The following is a 17,290-nucleotide window of genomic DNA, read 5'->3' on the forward strand; positions in this document are numbered from 1 at the left end:
GGAACACCTAATTTGTTATCGATCTTACAATACGATGACCCGGCATATGAGATAAAATAACATGAGTCACTGCTTTATTGGCAATCCATGTCTGTCTTTCTAGATGCATAAGCGGAGAACTGTGCGGTATATTCAAATGTTCCTGTTGGGATTTACTGGCTGAACCTGCATAGATTGTCAAAGCTGCCCGATCATACGAGATGTTTTCCAAGAGCCATTCATTTGCAGAATGAATGGTGAAATCCACATTTCGAGCTTCTGGTACCGTGCTTAGACTTATCCAGCGATCTTCAAGCGCATAAGGCGCGCCATCAGCCATATGGAGCGCAACGATATGCAACATCTCTTCGCCACGAGATTGTTCTAACGCAAAGGTAACGCCATTTGGCGGCATCTTAATTTCGCGCCCTAACATTCCATAGCTATAAACGGACCCGCGATCCTCTACTTCATTTCGCACGATCTGGATATCTAAAACAGCTTTTGCAACGGGATGCCTTGCAACTCGTGTACCCGACTTTCGTTTCCGCTCTAGAAATCCATTTTCGGCAAGCTCTCTGAGTGCGCGGTTGACGGTGGAGCGAGAACATTCGAATTCTTTAGCAAGATCCATTTCGTTGGGGATTTGCGCGCCGGGCTTCCAAACACGGTTTCTGATGCGGCGAAGAACTTCCTCTTGAACACCCTGCCAGGAATTAATGCTTATCTGGTTCAAAACTCTTCCCTCAACCCCTTTACAGCGCGTAGATATTCGTTGGTAATTTCGTCTTTATGTATATGCCTGCCAGATGAAACCATATGCCGTCCTGCACTCCACACATCTGTAATCATCCGGTTATCTCCGGTAAAGACAAAACTATCGATCAGCTTGTCCTGATGAAGTCCGCAAAGATCCGCATGCTTCATATCGAACGCTAACATGTCGGCCCAGAAACCTGCTTTTAATGCTCCAGTCTGGCGACCCGCACTTGCCGCCCCCCCTTGCAGGACGGCATCATAAAGCCTGCGCCCGGTTGAAAATTCCGACGTTGCCAATGCCGCACGAGAATTGTCCCGAAGCCTTTGAGAATAATCAAGAGTGCGCAATTCCTCACAAAGAGAGATACGTATATTACTGTCAGACCCAATGGCAACGCGACCACCAACATCAAACCACCGCGGCCCGTCGAAAATACCATCGCCAAGACTAGATTCAGTAATTGGACATAAGACAGCCGTTGCACCAGTTTTTGCCAATTGCTCGGTTTCATGCGGCAACATCTGCGTAAGATGGATAAAATGCCAACGTGCATCTGGTCCAATTTGGTCCAAAACCCACTCAACTGGACGCGCGCCTAGCTCTGAGACAACCTCCTCAACTTCTGGAATTTGTTCGGCCAGATGCATGTGAATGGGGCCATTTGGAAATAACGTGGCCATTTGTTTAAGATCCGAAGGCGCAACAGCACGCATACTATGGGGCGCAACACCGCTGGACCAGTCACTTGCGCCATTGCGAACCAAACCAGCACAGTCTGACGCTAATGTCCTAAAGCGGTCTAAATCGTTGCAAAATCGATCCTGACCACTCACGGGAACGCGTTTGTTTAATCCACCATATTGATAATGAACTGGTAAAAGCGATAGACCGATGCCTGTTTGCTTTGCGGCTTCTGTAATTCGCATAGCCATTTCGCCAAGTTGACCATAGGGTTGGCCGCCTTGTGCATGGTGAAGGTAGTGAAACTCCACATTTGTCGCATATCCTGCTTCCAGCATCTCCATCTGTACATAGGCCGCAATTGCTTGAACCTGCTCTGGTGTTATCTCTTCCAAAAAACGGAACATGAGGCGTCGCCAGCTCCAAAAGCTATCACTTTTGCTTGCGCCGCGTTGCTCGGTCAATCCAGCCATTGCTCGTTGAAAACTATGAGAATGGGCATTGGCGGGTGCAGCCAGGATGCAACTATATTTTTCAGCATCCCCTACACCATCTAGCGGTGAATCGGGCGTCACCTGCTTTATTCTCCCATCTTGATCGACATCAATCAAAACATTGGTTTGCCAGCCGTCCGGTGTAAGTGCACGTTCTGCCCAAATTTTCTGCATTTTGTTCTCTTGACTCCAATTCGTGTATATTCTTATATGTTTGCACATAATAAAAAAATGAGCAAACATAATATATTTGAGGTTCAGTAGAATATGCAAATATTGCTGCACAATTTAACCGCTGCAACCATGTCCTTGGACGGCCCATATGGACTGATCGAAGATGCGGCAATCCTTATTGAAGACGGTAAAATTGCATGGGTCGGTCACCAAATGGATGCACCAAAGAACAGTGCAGAACCGATAGACCTGGAAGGTCGCACCGTTACGCCCGCTCTGATCGATTGCCACACACATCTGATCTATGGCGGGAATCGCGCCAAGGAATTTGAGATGCGTTTGCTCGGTGCAAGCTATGAAGAGATTGCACGCGCCGGGGGCGGCATTAACTCCACGGTATCCGCGACCAGAAATGCCAGCGAAGACGAACTTGTTGCATTGGCACTTCCTCGTCTGGATGCTCTGCTGGCCGAAGGGGTCAGCACCATCGAAATCAAATCCGGTTACGGCCTATCGCTTGAAAGTGAGCTTTCAATGCTTCGCGCCGCACGCCGCCTTGCAACCTTGCGCCCGGTGCGTATTAAAACAAGTTTTCTTGCCGCTCATGCCGTTCCAAAAGAGTATGCAGGACAGGCAGACACTTACATTGATGACGTTTGCATTCCCGCTCTAACTTCCGCTCATGCGGAGGGATTGGTAGATGCTGTTGATGGATTTTGCGAAGGAATAGCTTTTACCACTGATCAGATAAGTCGTGTTTTTGATGCAGCGGAAGCTCTTAAACTACCGGTCAAACTGCACGCAGAGCAGCTCAGCCATATGGGTGGCACCCAATTGGCTTCGTCCCGTGGCGCATTGTCAGCAGATCATTTGGAATATGCGATGGAAGAGGACGCGAAAGCGATGGCAGAATCAGGCACCGTCGCAACGATTTTGCCCGGCGCATATTATACCTTGCGTGAAACCAAACAGCCACCCATCCAAGCGTTTCGCACTCATGGAGTGGATATGGCGGTTGCAACAGATGCCAATCCCGGCTCATCTCCCATGTGCTCTCTGCTTTTGGCAATGAATATGGCTTGCACAATGTTCAAAATGACACCGGAGGAGACTTTGCGTGGCGCAACCATAAATGCAGCACGTGCATTGGGACTAACAGACTGCGGAACCCTTACAAAAGGCAATCGCGCAGACCTTGCCATTTGGAATATCTCATATCCATCCGAACTTGCTTATCGTATCGGATTTAACCCCCTTCACTCTCGTGTTTTTAACGGAAAGCATATTTTATGATCCTCACCCCAGGACAAGCTACACTCGAGCAACTGGAAACCATTTGGCGAAGTTCCTGCCCGGTAAAACTCATACCAACCGCGCAACAAGGCATCAAAGCCTCTTTTAACATGGTGGCAAAAGCGGCGGCGGGTAGCGCAGCGGTATATGGCGTTAACACAGGATTTGGAAAACTTGCTTCGGTCAAAATTGCCCACGAGGATACAAGCACCCTACAGCGTAACCTGATCCTATCACATAGCTGTGGCGTGGGAGAACCTATTGAACCTTCAACAACCCGATTGATGATGGCGCTAAAATTGCTTTCTCTTGGGCGCGGCGCATCAGGCGTAGCACTTGAAACAGTGACACTCATTGAGGATATGCTTGCGGAGGATGTTTTGCCTCTAATCCCTGAGCAAGGCTCCGTTGGCGCATCGGGTGATCTTGCTCCGCTTGCACATATGGCAGCCGTGATGATTGGAGAAGGTGAAGCCTTTTATAAAGGTACTCGCATGTCAGGTGCACAAGCTCTTAAAAAGGCGGGACTTACACCCCTCGCCCTTGGTCCGAAGGAAGGTCTAGCCCTGATCAACGGTACGCAATTCTCCACCGCATCAGCATTGGCGGCACTGTTTGATGCATGGCGCATGGCCTGTACCGCACTGATTACAGGTGCCATGTCGACCGATGCGATTATGGGGTCCACAGCACCACTACAGCCTGAAATTCACACATTGCGTGGCCATCGCGGGCAAATTGAAGCCGCCAATGAAGCGCGCCGATTGCTCAAAGGAAGTGAAATTCGCGAGAGTCACCGTGAAGACGATCTAAGAGTGCAAGACCCCTATTGTATTCGTTGTCAGCCGCAAGTTGCGGGTGCCGCAATAGATATTTTGCGTTTTGCCAGCCAAACACTGGAGATTGAAGCAAATGCCGTGACCGATAATCCACTTGTTTTAGCTGACGCCGGAATGATTGTCTCTGGTGGTAATTTCCATGCGGAACCAGTGGCATTTGCAGCTGATCAAATCGCGCTCGCAATTGCCGAAATTGGTGCAATTTCGCAAAGACGAGTTGCCATGATGGTTGATCCGGTGATGAGCTTTGGTCTGCCTGCATTCCTCACACATAAACCTGGTCTTAATAGTGGTTTTATGATTGCCGAGGTTACAACCGCAGCACTCATGAGCGAAAACAAATTCCTCGCAAACCCCTGCTCCACAGACAGCACGCCCACCTCAGCCAACCAAGAAGACCATGTATCGATGGCAGCTCATGCTGCGCGGCGCTTGATGCGTATGAACAAGAATTTTTCAACCATACTGGGCGTAGAAGCACTTTGTGCCGCTCAAGGGATTGAAGCGCGGGCACCGCTTAAAACTGCACAAAACCTTGCATCCGTGGTCGCATGTATCCGCGCCAAAGTGCCAGCTCTTGATGAAGACCGCCATATGGCGGCTGACTTGGAATTGGCTTCAAAATTAGTGCGTGAGGGTGACCTTGTAGCTGCGGCAAGCTGTGAGGTGAGGCTTTGATCAATATTGAAATTACCGAAAGTAGTTCGCCTTTAATCCTTGGTTTGCCGCACACGGGAACTATTGTTCCAGATGATATTACCGACAAACTTAACCCGGTCGGCCGAGCTTTGGCCGACACCGATTGGCATATTCATAACCTCTATGATGGCTTGGCAGATGCGACCACAGTGCGCACTCCTATCCATCGCTATGTTATTGATGTAAACCGTGATCCAGCGGGAAAAAGCCTCTATCCGGGACAAAATACAACAACGCTCTGTCCGCTGACTGATTTTGATGGTCGTACAATCTATAAAGATGGTTTTGAGCCGGATGAGGATGAAATTAATCATCGTTGTGAGACTTACCACAAGCCCTATCACACAGCGTTGGCAGACCAGATAGCGCGAGTTAAATCCAAACACGGGTTTGCTATCCTATATGACTGTCACTCAATCCGAGGGGAAATTCCCTTTCTGTTTGAAAATCGCCTGCCGGATCTTAACATTGGCACCAATAACGGCACGACATGCGACGGCTCCGTTGAAGCGCTTGTTACAAAAGAATGCCAAGATTCCGAGATTTTTTCAAATATCTTAAATGGGCGGTTTAAAGGCGGCTGGACAACACGCCATTATGGGAAACCCAAAACGAGCGTCCACGCAATACAAATGGAAATTGCGCAAGCCAACTACATGATAGAAAAGGCACCATGGACGTATCTGCCAGAGCGAGCGGAACCATTACGTGCCCTTCTAAGCAACATCTTAATATCCTTGACAAATTGGAGACCCAATTGACCGATCAGCGCAAAAATTCACGTGACATATATCCGCCAACAGGCACAGAGTTGAACGCAAAACATTGGACGACAGAGGCTCCCCTTCGCATGTTGATGAACAACCTGCACCCTGATGTTGCTGAGAACCCACATGAACTTGTGGTTTATGGTGGCATTGGCCGCGCTGCGCGGACATGGAAAGATTTTGACCTGATGATCGACACGCTTAAAAAACTGGATGAAGACCAAACCATGTTGGTGCAATCTGGCAAGCCTGTGGCAGTTGTGCAAACGCACAAAGATGCACCCCGTGTTTTGATAGCCAACTCAAATCTTGTGCCGCACTGGGCCAATTGGGAGCACTTTAACGAACTCGATCGCAAGGGCCTTATGATGTACGGTCAGATGACCGCTGGAAGCTGGATTTACATTGGCACGCAAGGCATTGTTCAAGGCACCTATGAAACCTTTATTGAAGCTGGTCGGCAACATTATGATGGTGATCTAAAGGGTCGCTGGATTTTAACTGGCGGTCTTGGCGGCATGGGCGGAGCACAGCCACTGGCAGCCGTTTTTGCAGGCGCGTGTTGCCTTGCAGTGGAATGTAATCCAGACAGTATTGATTTTCGCCTGCGCACCAAATATCTGGATGAGAAGGCAGAAACGCTGGACGAAGCGATGGAGATGATCGAGCGGTGGACAGCAGCTGGAGAAGCAAAATCTGTCGGTCTTCTGGGTAATGCAGCCGATATTTTTCGGCAGATTTATGATCGTGGCATTCGCCCGGATATTGTGACAGACCAAACCTCCGCGCACGATCCAATCAACGGTTATCTACCGCAAGGCTGGACGATGGCTCAATGGAAAAACATGCGCGAAACTGACCCCAATGAAGTTGAAAAAGCAGCAAGAGCCTCGATGAAATATCAGGTTTCTGCCATGGTAGACTTTTGGAATGATGGCGTACCAACTGTAGATTATGGCAACAATATCCGACAGATGGCACTGGAAGAAGGGTTGGAAGACGCTTTCACTTTCCCGGGTTTTGTTCCAGCCTATATTCGACCGCTGTTCTGCAAAGGTATCGGCCCATTCCGTTGGGTTGCATTGTCGGGTGATCCGGAAGACATCTATAAAACCGATGCGGCAATGAAAGAATTATTTCCTGAAAACAAACATCTGCATACCTGGCTGGACATGGCGCAAGAACGAATTTCGTTCCAGGGATTACCAGCGCGGATATGCTGGATCGGGCTGGGAGATCGCCATCGTGCCGGACTAAAATTCAATGAAATGGTCGCAAACGGCGAACTAAAAGCACCCGTTGTGATTGGTCGTGACCACCTTGATAGTGGCTCAGTCGCATCGCCAAACCGCGAGACTGAAGCTATGATGGATGGGTCCGATGCCGTATCTGACTGGCCTCTCCTCAATGCACTGGTCAACACGGCTTCTGGCGCGACGTGGGTATCCATTCACCATGGCGGCGGTGTTGGAATGGGTTTTTCCCAGCATTCTGGTGTCGTAATTGTGGCCGATGGTTCAGAAGATGCCGCAAGGCGACTAAACCGCGTTCTTTGGAATGACCCGGCCTCCGGCGTGTGGCGACATGCAGACGCTGGATATGAGGACGCCAAAGATTGTGCCCGCCTCCATAACCTCAACTTACCTGGAATTCTGGGTTAAGAACTTCCCAGCCCCCTCATAATGACCTAACTATAGATTGGCTCTTGTGAGGGGCTGAAGAGTTAGAACCCTCGACCTACTTTTTAGACCGTGTTCAAATTAATTATTAAACTTCTGGCAGAAACATTAATTAGATGCGTTGTTTCTTTTGAAGGCGAATACTATGTTCTTGTTCAAATTACCTATATCGACCGAAAGCAAACACATTGTGGTTAGCTGGATAGGTTTGTCCAAAATTCGTCAATCAAGCTTGACCTATCTATTACATGCGGTTCTCCCACGAATCGAAAGAAGTTAGCGAACGTGCATTCTAAAGACTTCCACTCTGAAACCAGCACTTAACTCGTAAATTTACGATCACCAACTGAACTCTGGACTTCTACGCCAAAAATATGCGAAGACACGCGACATGTTTAAAAACGCTAAACCAATCCATAAAGACAAATTAAACGATCAAGTTTACGATCGGTTGTGTATGCTACTGCGAGAAGGTGAGTTTACACCTGGCGAGGCTGTTCGTGTTGCGCGTGTCGCCGAGGCCTTTGGTGTCAGCGCAATGCCCGTACGTGAAGCGTTGACGCGGCTTCTTGCCATTGGTGTGGTTGCAAATGTCTCAGGCCGCTCAGTAGGTGTGCCAAGCCTGGGGTATGAAGAATTGACAGACTTGCGCGATGTTCGCCTTGAGGTAGAGGTGCTAGCTGTCAAATGGGCACTGCAGAATCGGAACGATGCATTCATCGCTGATCTGGAGGCATTGCTGGAACGGCTCGAAAAAACCGAACAATCTGGTAATATTAGAGGCTATATCAAAACCAATTACGAGTTTCATCTAAGACTCTATCAACAATCGCACTCCCCTGTGTTGATCGATATAGTCGATACGCTCTGGCTGCGCGTCAGCCCGCACCTTTATCAATTGGAGCGCGAGAGCCAATACAAGGTTTCCAACAGCCATCACCGTAAGATCGTACATTATGTTCGTGAAGGTGATGTAAAAGGTGCCTCAGATGCTCTCGTCGATGATATCTCAGATGCATATGACGTACTCGTCAGAACAATGTTCTCAGGCGAGACCACGCGCTAAAGTGTGCAGTTTGCGCTTTCCAATAGCAATTCTCTCTCCCACCTACCGCTAACCACAGATCTCAAATGAATTGCTCGATATATTTTGCTTCTTGATTTTTGATCAAAAATCAATTATTGAAATTTTATTGATCAAAAATCAGTCGTTACTTTTGAGGACATAGTGCCATCAAAAGTGACGCAAATGGGAGGAATAACAAATGAAATTTAATGGTTTAAGCGCGGCTATAGTCGCTGGCGCAATTGCAGTTGGCGCATCACAATCAGCGGCAGCCGATACTCTGGACGTGCATATGAGCATACCCAAGGATCTAACATTCTTGGCAGACAGCGCTAAATTGATGGACAAAACCCTCAGAGATATGAGCGGTGGAGATGTAGGTCTTAATCTATTTGGTTCTGGTGAACTGGTTCCTGCCGGAGAGATCCTTGAAAATGTTAGTTCAGGCGCTATTCCAGCTGGTTGGAGTTTCCTCGGTCAATGGGGCGGCAAAGTACCCGTTGCGCAAATTGGTGCCACACCATTTGGTGCAGGACCGGAATCTCTAGCTGCTTGGCTGCATGTGGGCGGTGGTCTTGAGATCGTTCAGCGTGGCTTTGACGACTTAAATGTCAAAGTTCTGGCTTGCCACGTCACCAATCCAGAGCCTGGTGGTTGGTTCAACAAAGAGATTACTTCTGTCGAAGACTTTAATGGCTTAAAGATGCGAATGGCTGGTGTAGGAGCACGTGTGCTAAATGAATTTGGCGCCTCAGCGCAATACTTGCCTGCTAGCGAAATTTACCTTGCGCTAGAGCGTGGACGCATTGATGCAACAGAATTTTCCCTACCAATCATTGATAAAAACCTTGGCTTTAACGAGATCGCCAAGTTCTATTACTACCCTGGTTGGCACCAGCCAGGCAGCGCCGATGTTCTTATGATCAACATGGATGTTTGGAATGACATGGGTTCCGAAAAACAAGCCATGTATGAAGCAGCTTGTCAGGTCAGCCTTGCATGGACTTTGCAATACGCCCCATCCGCACAAACACCGCAAATTGAAGAATTTGAGGCTGGTGGTACGATCGTAAAAACATTCCCAGATGAAGTTTTGGCGGAGCTGCGGGTTGCAACAGAGCGAGTATTAGGCACAGAAGCTGAAAAGGACCCGCTATATGGTGAAGCTTATAATTCAATGAAAGCTTTCGTAGCCTCATCGGGTCGTTGGACTTCGCTTCAAACTCTCCCTGCCGAGTAAGCCAAAATGGCAACTGATATGGACTCACCTTCAAGTAGTCCAGATCGCGGCATAAACCCTGTCCATACGGTGCTTCGCGGAATCGTATGGATAGGTCGGGCCGCGGCTTGGCTCATTGTTCCAATTCTTGTCCTCGTTTTGATCAGCGTTATACTTTCAGCTGCAAAAGTCGGCACAATCTTCCAATGGGAAAATGATATCTTCCTGTTTGGCTCAAAACTAACTTTGGCAAGCCTTGGTGATCTTCAATGGCACCTGTTTGGTATCATGCTGATGCTTACTATGGCCGGAGCGATCGTCAGCGATGCCCATGTACGTGTCGACTTCATTCGGCAAAATATGAGCGAGCGGCAAAAGATCATCGTAGACATCTTGGGGCATCTTATCTTTCTACTGCCGCTCTGCGCGATCGTTGTCTACAACGGATATGACTTCACTGATCGCTCCTTCAATATGAACGAAGGTTCGGACTATGACGGGCTCTACAACCGATTTGTCCTAAAGGCATTCATCCCTATCGGATTTGGACTGATGTTTCTGGCCGGGATCGGATTGACCATTCGAAATATTCTCAAACTATTTAAGTCTACAAAGAAAGCGAACCAATGATTGAGCACATTATTCCTCTGACGATGGTTGTGTGCCTGCTCATCGGCATATTCAGTGGTTATCCGGTAACTTTCGTCCTTGGAGGTATCGGTATTCTGTTTGCCTTAATCGGAGGACTGCCCTTCGCATTCCTCAAAATTGGGGTCTCCCGTATTTACGCCGGGGTTATCGAGAATTGGTTGCTACTCGCGGTGCCGCTATTTGTGTTCATGGGTGCGATGCTTGATAAGTCGGGGCTTGCACAAAATCTTCTTTATTCGCTTGAACGAGCGCTGGGTCGTAAACGTGGCGGGTTGGCCATTTCGGTTGCTTTACTTGGCATCATCATGGCGGCAAGCACAGGCATCGTCGGCGCTTCAGTTGTCATGCTCAGCACGCTCGCTTTGCCCATCATGTTACGTGAAAAATACAAACCTGAATTGGCTGTTGGAACGATTGCAGCTTCGGGTACGCTCGGCATCCTCATTCCACCGTCGATCATGCTTGTACTAGTGGGTGATATCCTCCAGATTTCCGTTGGAGAGCTTTTTCTTGGGGCGATTGTTCCTGGCTTGCTTTTGGGTGGTCTCTATATCGGCTACATTGTCTTCGTTGCATTGACAAAACCAAATGATGCACCTGTTTCGACGGAAATCCCCGCTGAAGGCTCCTTAGCGGTGGCTCTTCTGCGCGATTTGTTCGCGCCGCTTGTTCTTATCCTGACAGTTTTAGGTTCTATTGCCACTGGGACAGCAACACCAACCGAAGCAGCAGGGCTTGGTGCAATTTGCGCAATGATACTAGCAGCCATCAATCGCAAACTTACATTTCAAACGCTTTCCACATGCGTTCGTGAAACTGGCAACACCTCGGCGATGATCCTAGGTGTGCTGGTTGGTGCAACGATCTTCGGGATGGTGTTCAAAGGCCTCAAGGGCGACAAAATGATCGAAAACGCCATCTTGCATTTTGACCTAAGCGCTTATGGTACATTAGGCCTGCTTCTCTTGTTGATCTTCGTGATGGGCTTTTTTCTGGAGTGGGTGGAGATCAGCTTTATCATACTTCCGCTTTTCGCACCCATTGTCGCAGGTTTGGATTTTGGACTGGGCATTTCGCGCGAGCAACAACTATTGTGGTTTGCCATGCTTGTCGCGGTCAACTTACAGACTAGTTTTCTGACCCCGCCGTTTGGATATTCTCTATTTTACATCAAGGGTGTAGCCCCACCCGAGATCACTATTCGAACAATCTACAGAGGCATCATTCCCTTTGTTGGTTTGCAACTCGTCGGCCTAGCGCTGTTGATCATCTGGCCAGATCTTGTGCTTTGGGTCCCAGATGCAACATTCGGCAAATAAAGGAGAAAGAAATGGGTGATCATTCAACTGATTCTTCATTGGGCATCGATGCCATACGCTTACCTGGGTTAAACCAAAAAAAAGCCGTCATCACGGCTGGCGCCAGTGGCATTGGCTATGCAATTGCTCATCTCCTGTACGCACAAGGTGCTCAAATCGCAATTTGTGACGTTGATGCTGATGCACTGCAATTGGCCAGCAGTAAGCTTGGCAATTGCATCGCTATACAGGCTGATGTTTCAAACGAATCCGACGTCGAGGCTTTCTTCAATACTGTTGGTGAAAAATTCGGTCAATTGGATGCATTAGTGAACAATGCTGGAGTTGCCGGCCCAACAGGCAATCTCGAGGACTTGTCTGCGAAAGATTGGCGAAACTGTCTTGATGTTTGCCTAACCGGTCAATTTCTTTGCGCGCGTAAGGTCATCCCTATGATCAAGGCAAATGGTGGTGGTGCGCTGGTGAATATGTCATCGGCCGCTGGGAAACATGGTTACGCTTATAGAACGCCGTATTCAGCAGCTAAGTTCGGCGTGATCGGCCTAACGCAAAGCCTAGCCAAAGAGCTAGGCCCGGACAATATCCGTGTGAATGCTGTTCTACCCGGCATTGTCGAGGGTCCGAGGATGGAAGGTGTCATACGTGACCGCGCTGAGGCAACTGGCGTCGATTATGAAACAATGAAGGACGAATATCTTCAAAAGATATCTTTGCGCCGCATGGTCTCACCCAAGGATGTCGCTGCCACTGTGGCGTTCTTGATTTCGGACGCTGGTGCAAATCTCTCGGGCCAGTCCTTATGCGTTGACGCAAATGTCGAAACACTTTGATCCAAATTGGAATTTTTTAAAATGAGTACAACAAACAAACACACAGGTAAGGTCATTATCACCTGTGCTATCACTGGCGCCATTCACACCCCATCCATGTCGCCACATCTGCCGGTCACACCCGAAGAAATTATCAAAGATTCGTTGGAAGCAGCCAAAGCCGGAGCGGCAATTCTACATCTACATGCACGTCATCCCGAAGATGGTCGTCCTGACCAAAGTCCTGAAGGCTTTGCCAAGTTTTTACCCAGAGTAAAACAAAGCACAGATGCCGTCGTAAACATTACCACGGGCGGCAGCCCATATATGAGCGTTGAGGAGCGCGCGGCTCCTGCTGCTAAATACCAGCCAGAATTGGCCTCTCTGAACATGGGTTCGATGAATTTTGGGCTCTACACGATGCTCAATCGATTCAAAGAGTTCAAACATGATTGGGAACGTGAGCACCTTGAGGGATCACGTGACCTTGTCTTTCGTAACTCGTTTCAAGATATCGAATATGTTCTGGAAACCTGCTACGGCAACGGAACACGGTTCGAATTTGAATGTTACGATACTTCGCATCTTTACAATCTGGCGCATTTTGCCGATCGTGGTTTGGTAAAGGCTCCGTTCTTTGTGCAATCCGTTTTCGGCCTGCTCGGCGGCATTGGCACGCACCATGAGGATGTCATGCACATGAAACGGACGGCAGATCGTCTGTTTGGCGATGATTACCGCTGGTCGGTGCTGGGCGCAGGTGCCAACCAATTCCGGATTGCAACACAGTCGGCCACATTAGGCGGCAACGTGCGAGTTGGGTTGGAAGACAGCATTTGGGCTGGTCGTGGACAATTGGCAAAATCCAATGCTGAACAGGTTCGCAAAGTGCGCGCGATCATTGAAGGCCTTGGCTTGGAAGTTGCAACGCCTGACGAAGCGCGGGAAATCCTTGGGCTCAAAGGCGGTAGCGAAGTCGCATTTTAACTAAACGTCAGATTACGTACCATGTACAATAAGGAAAAAGATCATGGAAAAGATTGCAGTAATTGGCTGCGGATTGATTGGCCAAGGCTGGACTGCTGTGTTCGCTCAGGCAGGGTTTAACGTTGCAATGTATGACGCATCTTCTGATGCAGCTAAGCGAGCACTTAAAGCGATGGAACCTCGAATTTCGGATCTTGCTGAGTTTAATCTAGTAGAGACCGATGAAGTCCCGCAAATTTTGGGTAGAATTTCAGTCGCCGGAAACCTTGAAGAAGCCTTAGACGGAGCTGTATACGTACAGGAAAATGGCCCGGAAGATGTTGGTATTAAGAAAGAAATCACGGGATCTCTCGACGCGATTGCTGCTCCGAGCGTACCTATCGGGAGCTCAACATCCGGCATATCGGCTTCACGTTACTGCGAGGGCATTGCAGGCCGACATCGGTGCCTTGTTGTCCACCCTATCAATCCACCACATCTTATTCCCGCGGTCGAAATCGTCCCTACCCCATGGACCGACCAAAACATCGTCTCAAGGGTAAACGAGCTGATGCTTCAATGCCGCCGCGAAACGATTGTTCTGAACGAAGAAATCGACGGATTCATTGTGAATCGCCTGCAAGGCGCATTGCTTGAAGAAGCGTTTAAACTGGTGGGCAGCGGCATCGTATCAGCTACAGATCTGGATAAGGCAATTTGTGATGGGCTGGGACTTCGCTGGTCTTTTATGGGGCCTATGCAGACCATTCACCTGAATGCGCCAGATGGCGTTGACGATTATGTTGCGCGATATGGAAAAATGTATCGTGGTTTCGGAATTGGCTCGTATGAAACAGTTGATTGGGCCAAGATTGCCAACGAAAAACTCGTAGCTGAATTATCACAGAAAACGCCTGTTGCCGAAATTCCCGAAGCGCAAATAGACAGAGACAGAAAATTGATGGTTCTATTGCGCCACAAAGCAACTCAATCCAAGAGGGATTGCCCATGAAAGCGATAACCAATTCCCGACTTGAAGGCCTGCGTGATTTGATGCCGAACGAACGATTGCAGACAGTTGCACAGGCCGCCAACACAGATATTGCTGCGCTTGGGGGAAACGTTTTAGGCGATCAACTGGCCAATGGCATGATTGAAAATGTCATCGGTAAATTTGAGCTACCCCTTGGTGTGGCCACCAATTTCGTGGTCAATGGCAAAGATTATCTGATACCCATGGCTGTTGAGGAACCCTCTGTTGTGGCAGCAGCGTCTTACATGGCCCGGATTGCCCGTGAAAGTGGCGGGTTTACTGCTGATGCAGATGATCCCATCATGCGAGCACAAATTCAGGTTTTGCGTGTTCCCGATCTGGAAGCCGCCAAGACAGATCTGGCGGCAGCCGAGCCTGATCTGATCAAAGCGGCCAACGAAGTGGATACCGTTTTGGTTCAGTTGGGCGGCGGTTGCCGCGGCATTGAGGTGCATAGCTTTCCAGACACACCTGTCGGTCCGATGCTCGTGGTTCACTTGCTGGTTGATGTGCGTGACGCCATGGGCGCCAATGCTGTCAATAGTATGGCTGAGCGACTTGCCCCCTCCATCGCCTCTATTGCCCAGGGCGATGTGCGCCTGAGAATTCTTTCCAATCTCGCAGACAAAAGGCTGGTCAGAGCACGTGTCAGAATTGATGCGGCGACGCTCAAGACCAGTTCGCTAAGTGGCAATGATGTGGCGCAGGGTATTGTCGAAGCCTGCGCGCTGGCGTTGGTTGATCCATATCGTGCTGCGACACACAACAAGGGTATCATGAACGGGATCGACCCGGTGGTACTGGCAACAGGCAATGACTGGCGCGCCATCGAGGCCGGGGCTCACGCCTTTGCCGCGCAAAGTGGACGTTATACGTCTCTGACACGCTGGGAATTAAAAGACGGCTTTCTCGAAGGCAAAATCGAACTACCTATGGCACTGGGTCTGGTTGGTGGAGCTACCAAAACGCACCCGGCAGCACAAGCAGCCATCAAGTTGTTGGATGTAAGCTCTTCGAGCGAGTTGTCACAAGTCGCTGCCTCGGTGGGGTTGGCTCAGAACATGGCCGCGCTACGCGCCTTAGCGACGGAAGGAATACAAAAGGGGCATATGGCCCTGCATGCCCGCAATATAGCGATCGCAGCTGGTGCTGTTGACGACCAGATCGATGAAGTTGCCCGCAAGATAGTACAAACTGGAGAGATCACCGTTGCCCATGCCAAAACCCTGCTTCAGCAAAGGTAACCCTAGAAAACTAAATTCGCCACCAGACAGAAACAAATGATCATCGGTGGCGTCAAAAATAATGCGTACACTCATAGCTCAGGAAAAAACATGCCAACTTCCCCTATCCTAAATTTAAATGACAATGACAATATCGCTGTGGCTTCGCGAAAGATCGAAAACGGTACAGCGCTTACACCATCTGGTCTTGTTGCTAAGGATAACATACCATCTGGGCACAAAGTGGCTCTAACTGAGATCAAAGCCGGTGAACAGATCACCAAATATGGCAGCATCATTGGCGTCGCCACGCAAAACATCGCCCAAGGTGCTCATGTTCACACGCAAAACGTAGCAATGGCCAGCTTCCACCGGAATGAGAACTATGGTGAGAATGCACAGGATACGAATATTCTGCCGCAGTCACAAAGGGCAACTTTCAATGGTTATCGCAGGGCAGATGGGGGTGTCGGCACTCGTAACTATGTAGGCATTGTTACATCGGTAAACTGTTCGGCGTCGGCGGCAAAACTATTGGCAAGAGAAGCCGAGCTTTCGGGCCTGTTGGAAAAATACCCGGGCGTGGATGGTGTTGTTCCAATTGTACATGGTGCGGGGTGCTGCATCGGTACCGATGACGACGCTTTTCGCAAGCTCCAACGCGCAATTTGGGGCTACGCCACACATCCCAATTTCGCATCCGTCTTGATGTTGGGCCTTGGCTGTGAGGCCAACCAAATTCCTCTGATGCTCGAAGCTTATGGCAGACCCCTCGATGAAAGTTTTCAATACTACACGCTACAAAGTGCAGGTGGCACACGCAAATCCATTGAGAAAGGTTTATTGTGGCTGGAAACAGCTTTGGAAAAGGCCAATAAGGCCGAGCGCGAGCCAATCGACGCGTCCCATCTAACTGTCGCGTTACAATGTGGTGGTTCGGATGGGTATTCAGGGATAACGGCCAGCGCAGCGTTGGGTTATGCCGTTGATCTGTTAGTCAAGAACGGCGGGACTGCCGCATTGGCGGAAACACCTGAAATCTACGGGGCTGAAAATCTATTGACTGATCGCGCAGCCTCGCCCAAGGCCGGCCAGAAGCTAGTGAATTTGTTGGAATGGTGGGAAGATCATGCCCAAAAGCACGGCTCTGAGATGAACAACAACCCGACACCGGGCAACAAGATGGGCGGTTTGACGACAATTTTGGAAAAATCTCTGGGAGCCGTTGCCAAAGCAGGGACAACAAATTTGAATGGTGTTTACCAGTATGGTGAGAGGATCATCGAGAAGGGCTTGGTGTTTGTCGACAGTCCCGGTTATGATCCAGTTTCCATCACGGGAGAAGTTGCTTCGGGCTGCAATATGATCTGTTTCACCACTGGACGCGGGTCCTGCTATGGTAATAAGCCCGTGCCGTCGATCAAGATTGCATCCAATAGCGCGATGTACAAGCGGATGCAGGACGATATGGACATCAATTGCGGAACATTTGCTGATGGAAGCGAAACGGTGGCGGAAGCCGGCCAACGAATTTTCAACACAATGCTGGAGACAGCCTCAGGTAATAAAACGCGGTCAGAAGAACTTGATATTGGTGATGCAGAATTTGCACCTTGGCAAACCTATGCTCAGATGTAGT

15 protein-coding genes are annotated in these 17,290 nt (G+C 49.2%); 13 read left to right on the top strand and 2 right to left on the bottom strand.

The window, feature by feature from the left end:
• Positions 1 to 7: 7 nt before the first annotated feature.
• Positions 8 to 715 carry a GntR family transcriptional regulator gene (locus AB2J24_RS11555; RefSeq protein ID WP_367385582.1) on the bottom strand — a complete coding sequence of 236 codons (708 nt, stop codon included), beginning with the start codon at positions 713 to 715 and terminating at the stop codon, positions 8 to 10.
• The gene (locus AB2J24_RS11560) at positions 712 to 2,088 is read right to left on the bottom strand and encodes a formimidoylglutamate deiminase (protein WP_367385583.1); all 1,377 of its coding nucleotides are present in this window, start codon (positions 2,086 to 2,088) and stop codon (positions 712 to 714) included. Before AB2J24_RS11560 ends, AB2J24_RS11555 begins: the two co-directional genes overlap by 4 nt.
• A gap of 93 nt (positions 2,089 to 2,181) precedes the next feature.
• Between AB2J24_RS11560 and hutI the strand changes: the two genes are divergently transcribed.
• The 13 genes from hutI (at position 2,182) to AB2J24_RS11625 (ending at position 17,289) form a co-directional block, all read left to right on the top strand.
• Positions 2,182 to 3,381 (top strand): imidazolonepropionase, encoded by a 1,200-nt coding sequence (hutI, locus tag AB2J24_RS11565; protein ID WP_367385584.1) that lies wholly within the window; start codon positions 2,182 to 2,184, stop codon positions 3,379 to 3,381.
• Positions 3,378 to 4,898 carry a histidine ammonia-lyase gene (gene hutH / locus AB2J24_RS11570; RefSeq protein WP_367385585.1) on the top strand — a complete coding sequence of 507 codons (1,521 nt, stop codon included), beginning with the start codon at positions 3,378 to 3,380 and terminating at the stop codon, positions 4,896 to 4,898. Before hutI ends, hutH begins: the two co-directional genes overlap by 4 nt.
• Positions 4,895 to 5,680 (top strand): N-formylglutamate deformylase, encoded by a 786-nt coding sequence (gene hutG / locus AB2J24_RS11575; RefSeq protein WP_367385586.1) that lies wholly within the window; start codon positions 4,895 to 4,897, stop codon positions 5,678 to 5,680. Before hutH ends, hutG begins: the two co-directional genes overlap by 4 nt.
• Positions 5,677 to 7,347, top strand: coding sequence for a urocanate hydratase (gene hutU, locus AB2J24_RS11580; protein WP_367385587.1), 1,671 nt, complete (start codon positions 5,677 to 5,679; stop codon positions 7,345 to 7,347). Before hutG ends, hutU begins: the two co-directional genes overlap by 4 nt.
• Positions 7,348 to 7,756: 409 nt before the next feature.
• The gene (locus AB2J24_RS11585; protein WP_367385588.1) at positions 7,757 to 8,431 is read left to right on the top strand and encodes a GntR family transcriptional regulator; all 675 of its coding nucleotides are present in this window, start codon (positions 7,757 to 7,759) and stop codon (positions 8,429 to 8,431) included.
• Between the two features lie 199 nt (positions 8,432 to 8,630).
• A complete protein-coding gene (locus tag AB2J24_RS11590) occupies positions 8,631 to 9,671 on the top strand; it encodes a TRAP transporter substrate-binding protein (protein ID WP_367385589.1) in 1,041 nt (346 codons plus the stop codon).
• 18 nt (positions 9,672 to 9,689) lie between these two features.
• Positions 9,690 to 10,280: a TRAP transporter small permease subunit gene (locus AB2J24_RS11595; RefSeq protein ID WP_367385590.1), complete on the top strand. Its 591-nt coding sequence runs from the start codon at positions 9,690 to 9,692 to the stop codon at positions 10,278 to 10,280.
• Positions 10,277 to 11,620 carry a TRAP transporter large permease gene (locus AB2J24_RS11600; protein WP_367385591.1) on the top strand — a complete coding sequence of 448 codons (1,344 nt, stop codon included), beginning with the start codon at positions 10,277 to 10,279 and terminating at the stop codon, positions 11,618 to 11,620. Before AB2J24_RS11595 ends, AB2J24_RS11600 begins: the two co-directional genes overlap by 4 nt.
• Positions 11,621 to 11,631: 11 nt before the next feature.
• Positions 11,632 to 12,450 carry an SDR family oxidoreductase gene (locus AB2J24_RS11605; RefSeq protein ID WP_367385592.1) on the top strand — a complete coding sequence of 273 codons (819 nt, stop codon included), beginning with the start codon at positions 11,632 to 11,634 and terminating at the stop codon, positions 12,448 to 12,450.
• Between the two features lie 21 nt (positions 12,451 to 12,471).
• Complete coding sequence (locus AB2J24_RS11610) at positions 12,472 to 13,416, top strand: 3-keto-5-aminohexanoate cleavage protein (RefSeq protein WP_367385593.1); 945 nt, start codon at positions 12,472 to 12,474, stop codon at positions 13,414 to 13,416.
• Between the two features lie 43 nt (positions 13,417 to 13,459).
• Complete coding sequence (locus AB2J24_RS11615) at positions 13,460 to 14,407, top strand: 3-hydroxyacyl-CoA dehydrogenase (protein ID WP_367385594.1); 948 nt, start codon at positions 13,460 to 13,462, stop codon at positions 14,405 to 14,407.
• The gene (locus AB2J24_RS11620) at positions 14,404 to 15,672 is read left to right on the top strand and encodes a hydroxymethylglutaryl-CoA reductase, degradative (protein WP_367385595.1); all 1,269 of its coding nucleotides are present in this window, start codon (positions 14,404 to 14,406) and stop codon (positions 15,670 to 15,672) included. Before AB2J24_RS11615 ends, AB2J24_RS11620 begins: the two co-directional genes overlap by 4 nt.
• Positions 15,673 to 15,762: 90 nt before the next feature.
• Positions 15,763 to 17,289 carry a UxaA family hydrolase gene (locus tag AB2J24_RS11625; protein WP_367385596.1) on the top strand — a complete coding sequence of 509 codons (1,527 nt, stop codon included), beginning with the start codon at positions 15,763 to 15,765 and terminating at the stop codon, positions 17,287 to 17,289.
• The last annotated feature ends 1 nt before the right edge of the window (position 17,290 follow it).

Source organism: Lentilitoribacter sp. EG35 (assembly GCF_040784015.1).
Classification (GTDB): domain Bacteria; phylum Pseudomonadota; class Alphaproteobacteria; order Rhizobiales; family Rhizobiaceae; genus Lentilitoribacter.

Excerpts from the sequence above, each read along its gene's own strand:
- AB2J24_RS11620 (WP_367385595.1), top strand. The coding sequence starts at position 14,404 with ATGAAAGCGATAACCAATTCCCGACTTGAAGGCCTGCGTGATTTGATG.
- AB2J24_RS11590 (WP_367385589.1), top strand. The coding sequence starts at position 8,631 with ATGAAATTTAATGGTTTAAGCGCGGCTATAGTCGCTGGCGCAATTGCA.
- AB2J24_RS11595 (WP_367385590.1), top strand. The coding sequence starts at position 9,690 with ATGGACTCACCTTCAAGTAGTCCAGATCGCGGCATAAACCCTGTCCAT.
- AB2J24_RS11585 (WP_367385588.1), top strand. The coding sequence starts at position 7,757 with ATGTTTAAAAACGCTAAACCAATCCATAAAGACAAATTAAACGATCAA.
- AB2J24_RS11625 (WP_367385596.1), top strand. The coding sequence starts at position 15,763 with ATGCCAACTTCCCCTATCCTAAATTTAAATGACAATGACAATATCGCT.
- AB2J24_RS11600 (WP_367385591.1), top strand. The coding sequence starts at position 10,277 with ATGATTGAGCACATTATTCCTCTGACGATGGTTGTGTGCCTGCTCATC.
- AB2J24_RS11605 (WP_367385592.1), top strand. The coding sequence starts at position 11,632 with ATGGGTGATCATTCAACTGATTCTTCATTGGGCATCGATGCCATACGC.
- AB2J24_RS11610 (WP_367385593.1), top strand. The coding sequence starts at position 12,472 with ATGAGTACAACAAACAAACACACAGGTAAGGTCATTATCACCTGTGCT.
- hutI (WP_367385584.1), top strand. The coding sequence starts at position 2,182 with ATGCAAATATTGCTGCACAATTTAACCGCTGCAACCATGTCCTTGGAC.
- AB2J24_RS11615 (WP_367385594.1), top strand. The coding sequence starts at position 13,460 with ATGGAAAAGATTGCAGTAATTGGCTGCGGATTGATTGGCCAAGGCTGG.
- AB2J24_RS11560 (WP_367385583.1), bottom strand. The coding sequence starts at position 2,088 with ATGCAGAAAATTTGGGCAGAACGTGCACTTACACCGGACGGCTGGCAA.
- hutH (WP_367385585.1), top strand. The coding sequence starts at position 3,378 with ATGATCCTCACCCCAGGACAAGCTACACTCGAGCAACTGGAAACCATT.